A 3241-nucleotide genomic window follows, 5' to 3' on the forward strand; every position below is an offset into this window, starting at 1 on the left:
CGTGGTCTTGAGAAACAGATAGCCGCGATGACAAAACGCCAGTCAGAGCTTATGTCCCTGTTCAAGCGTCTCTACGAGCAGTATCCGAAAGACAGAATTGTTCTGTGCTGCGACGGCGCTGCCTGGCATAAGTCCCAAACACTGCGAGTCCCAGAAAACATACGCCTGTTTTTTATCCCTCCGTACACGCCGGAGATGAATCCCATCGAGCAGATTTGGAAGGAACTTCGTAAGAGGGGGTTCAGGAACGAGGTGTTCGCCACGCTGGAGAAGGTTATTGACCGGCTCTGTGATGTGATCAATGGGCTGTCTTCTGGGGTGGTCCGTAGCATTACTGGACGCGAATGGATATTGTCTTGTTTTGATTAGAGGTTAGTATAAGTCCAGACGATCGGACTGCTCCGGCATTTTTTCCAATGTATATTATTGCCTGTACATTCAAAGACTCCCTGACTCCGCCAGCATCCGGTACATCGCAGATGCCCCGGATGCATTACCGCCTCCGGGGCATCAGAATTATGCAATTATAAAATGGATTCTGTGTAAAGACGGCCGTCAGGAGGACTTGACTTCTATGGCCCCGTGTTCGGTGTCACTGGCTATGCTCATATACGGGTCAAAACCATAGTGTTGCCTGCGGATCAGATCGCCTTCGTCGCTATAGGAGTATACCGTCCAGTAGTCAGGTTCATGATCGATGTTCAGCTTGATGGAGTAGGGCCAGTTGAAGAGGACGGGGAGCACCGCTTCAATTTCCTGCCGACATTGCTCAATCAGGGAATCGCCGCTTGTCTTGTATTCGTACTCTATGAGCTTCCTTCCGCCGCTGTCATAGACTGCGTTTTTCCAACTGCACAGCTCACCGTTTCCGAGACGGGTCTCGCTTGCTACCTCATGCCCATTTTTGCCGTAAGTGGAGGATGTGGTGCTTTGGATGGATTCGTCCTCGTTGTAGGAAACGGTGCGCAGGATATTTCCCGCATCATCGTATTCGTAGGTGTAGCGGGAGTTGAATTCATTATCATCATAGCTGGCGGCGCTGACCTTACGGCCTTTGCTGTCGTATCCGTTTTTCTCAAAAAAGTAGAAATCATCCGAGGTGGTGAGGGTCGTAAGCGTACGTATGGGTGAAGATCTGTTCCAACCCCTTATCGTACCAATGATGTTTCCAGTGTTCCTCCCGGGTGCGGAAGTCATATTCGTAGATAACTGTGTCAATAACAGTTCCGTCACCGCGCACCTCTTTTTCCTGTGAGAGCTTTCCGTCCTGGTTTTATGTGTATTCATAGGCCCATGAATTGGAATTATCTTGTATGACTTTTTTCACACATTGGCCGTGTTCATTATTTGCGTAAAATACTGTGCTGTTCACATTGCCGTTCTCATGATAATCGGTTTCCTTTACCGGCACACTGACCTTTTTGACCGTGCTTTCCTCACCTGTGACCAGCGTGAAGTTGCCGGTAAAGACGGTCCCGGAATCATCGCCGGAACTGCTTGTGCTGTCGGAACTGTCGCCTTCACCGCTGTCCGCCTCGGCTCAGAAGTCAGTATTGCTGCCATCGGAGGAGATGACGGTATCTCTTTCACCGTCATCGGTATTCTGCTCTCGGGCCGGGGACCGGAATGGCAGGGCAATGATCAGGACAAGCGCCAGCGGTGCCGCGCCTGCCGCCGGGTAGGACCAGCGAGGCAGCTTTTTCAGAAACGCGGGCACCCGGCTCCAGATGGTGGGAGTCGGATCTACGGGCTCCTTCATGGCCTCCCGGAGGGCATCGGCGATCTCACCCATGGGTCCGTACCTGTCGGCAGGCTGGACCTCCAGACCCCGGAAGATCACGTCCTCCACGGACTTGGGGGCAGTGATGCCCAGAGCGTCAGGGGTGGGAAGGTCATCACTGTCTATCCTGTCGATAGAGTCCGGCGGGATGCGGCCTGTGATGATGTAGCAGAGCGTGGCGGCGGTGGAGTAGACGCCGGTGAACGGTCCCTGTTTGCCATGGCGTGTGTACTGTTCCTTGGGGGCAAAGCCGTGCTTGAGGACCACATCCAGACTTTGGCTCCTGTCGCCGGCGCTGTACCGGGCGGCGCCGAAATCCGGCAGCTTCACTGTACCGCCGCCAGAGCGTATAGGACCGGGAGCATCAGATCCACAGCCTCCCGCCAGGGAAGACGGCCTCCGCGATCCTTCACATATCTTTGCAAGCCCACCCCGTCCACGTAGTCCATCACGAAGTAGGCGGTGCCGTTTTCCTCAAAGAAGCAGTGAATTCTCACGATGTTGTCGTTGCCTTTAAACTCGGCCAGGGTCCTGGCCTCCTGAAGGAAGTCCTTGCCGTATTGAAACCCGGAGCCGCGTTCCCCCGTGTAGGCAGCCACAGTCCCCTTGCTGACGCGCGCTGCCATAGGCTCGGGGAAGAACTCCTTGATGGCCGCCAGATCCTCTGTCTTATAGTCCTGCCCCAGGTATGTGATCCCAAAGCCGCCCTGGCCCAGGACCTTTCCCAGAATATAGCGGCCTGCCAGGATGGTGTCACAGGGCAGAGCCTGCGGATACTTCTCCCGGTCAGCCTCCTTGCCATACCCACAGTAAGGGCACTGACCGTCGCCGGTCTTCTCTCGGAAACATCCGGAACAAATTTTGTTCACGGTATAATTTCCACCTTTCTTCCATAACACGTTGCGGTGCCAAAACCGGAGACGAAAGCTTTCGCTTCGGACCTTGAAGACGATTCTTCTGAAATGGTCGAAGTATACAAATCTCATGTATTATTATGACGCATCCTGCCCAATTTGTCCACAGCGATTTCACCCGCAAGGTAAATAATACGGAATGAGTACGAATGCCGGAGAGGCATTCTCCCACAGGCCGTATTGCGCTCCACGCTCATACTAATATCCAATCAAAATAAGATAATCGCGACGGCCTTTTTAGCATCATACATCGTCAGCCGTCTTGGAAATACATACAGTATTCCCTGCGACGTCTTCCTTGTCTGACGCTAAAAATCCTCGCCGTTCGGTGTCTTCTTTCAATTGGATATTAGTATCAAACGCCCGCTTTTCTCAGGGAAGAAGAGGAAAAGAAAAAACAAGGCACCCTGCCGTGGCGTGATGCCCTGTTTCTATGCCCTTTTCTTCGCGGACCCATTGATACTAATATCCAATCAAAATCAGACATTCGCGCCGGTCTTTTTCGCGCCATACTTCGTCACGCGGCTTGAAAATACACAAAGTATTC

At 52.9% G+C, this 3241-nt stretch carries 4 protein-coding genes; 1 reads left to right on the top strand and 3 read right to left on the bottom strand.

The annotated features are described in order from the left end of the window. The first annotated feature begins 51 nt into the window (after positions 1-51). On the top strand, positions 52-369 hold the full coding sequence (locus tag Q0Z69_RS16750; RefSeq protein ID WP_298035543.1) for a transposase: 318 nt from the start codon (positions 52-54) through the stop codon (positions 367-369). Positions 370-555: 186 nt separating this feature from the next. Here the strand turns inward: Q0Z69_RS16750 and Q0Z69_RS16755 are convergent, their stop codons facing one another. The 3 genes from Q0Z69_RS16755 to Q0Z69_RS16765 form a co-directional block, all read right to left on the bottom strand. Next, positions 556-1197: a hypothetical protein gene (locus tag Q0Z69_RS16755; RefSeq protein ID WP_298035540.1), complete on the bottom strand. Its 642-nt coding sequence runs from the start codon at positions 1195-1197 to the stop codon at positions 556-558. Between the two features lie 343 nt (positions 1198-1540). Beyond that, a complete protein-coding gene (locus Q0Z69_RS16760; RefSeq protein ID WP_298035541.1) occupies positions 1541-2110 on the bottom strand; it encodes a hypothetical protein in 570 nt (189 codons plus the stop codon). Further along, complete coding sequence (locus Q0Z69_RS16765) at positions 2107-2649, bottom strand: protein kinase domain-containing protein (protein WP_298035542.1); 543 nt, start codon at positions 2647-2649, stop codon at positions 2107-2109. The genes Q0Z69_RS16760 and Q0Z69_RS16765 overlap by 4 nt, the downstream gene beginning before the upstream one ends. Positions 2650-3241: the final 592 nt, after the last annotated feature.

The organism is uncultured Dysosmobacter sp. (assembly GCF_947631165.1).
Lineage (GTDB): Bacteria > Bacillota > Clostridia > Oscillospirales > Oscillospiraceae > Oscillibacter.

Excerpts from the sequence above, each read along its gene's own strand:
- Q0Z69_RS16750 (WP_298035543.1), top strand. The coding sequence starts at position 52 with ATGTCCCTGTTCAAGCGTCTCTACGAGCAGTATCCGAAAGACAGAATT.
- Q0Z69_RS16755 (WP_298035540.1), bottom strand. The coding sequence starts at position 1,197 with ATGACTTCCGCACCCGGGAGGAACACTGGAAACATCATTGGTACGATA.